Consider the following 617-nt stretch of genomic DNA (forward strand, 5'->3'; position numbering starts at 1 on the left):
ATGGGAAGATTCGTAGAGTTCTCTGTATTCGGACAGCCGGTAACCGTAGATTGGAGTATTATTTCTGACCGTAAAGAATTAGACCTTCTCGGTGTACACTTAAGCCCGTTCTGCTATGACACAGTCATTGAATGGATCGGCAACGGCAAACTGCCGACAGACGGCGTCGTAACACACAAATTTCCACTGGAGAAATGGGAAGAAGGATTCCACATCGCGAAGACAGGCGAGAACGGAGCACTGAAGGTTGTGCTCGTGCCAGAGATGGAGGCTTAGTGATACCAAGGGACAAAGGTCTGTATCCACGTGAATTTACTCACAAGTGGATAACAGACCTTGGGATCTGCCTACCCGACATGAGCTTAAAAGCGGGATGATAATCCCGCGATATGCGAATGAAGGGTAGGATTGTGAGAGTGCGCAGCACGGAACAATCCGTGGGTATCACGTAATAGTATAGAGCATTATTATAGAAATGACATAGGAGATTCAGGAGGGAAATAGATATGCAGCGGATTATGAACAACCCGGACAATATCGTAGATGAGATGCTTAAAGGTTTTCTGAAAGCACATTCCGATATTGTAGAGAGCACAGAGAACGGAAGAGTTGTAAAA

2 pseudogenes are annotated in these 617 nt (G+C 45.7%); both read left to right on the forward strand.

The annotated features are described in order from the left end of the window. Positions 1 to 276: pseudogene (locus tag H8S07_RS14270) on the forward strand (erythritol/L-threitol dehydrogenase); the annotation flags it as partial. Positions 277 to 506: 230 nt separating this feature from the next. Then, positions 507 to 617, forward strand: a pseudogene (locus H8S07_RS15000) (dihydroxyacetone kinase); the annotation flags it as partial.

This window comes from Dorea hominis (assembly GCF_014287705.1).
Lineage (GTDB): Bacteria > Bacillota > Clostridia > Lachnospirales > Lachnospiraceae > Dorea_D > Dorea_D hominis.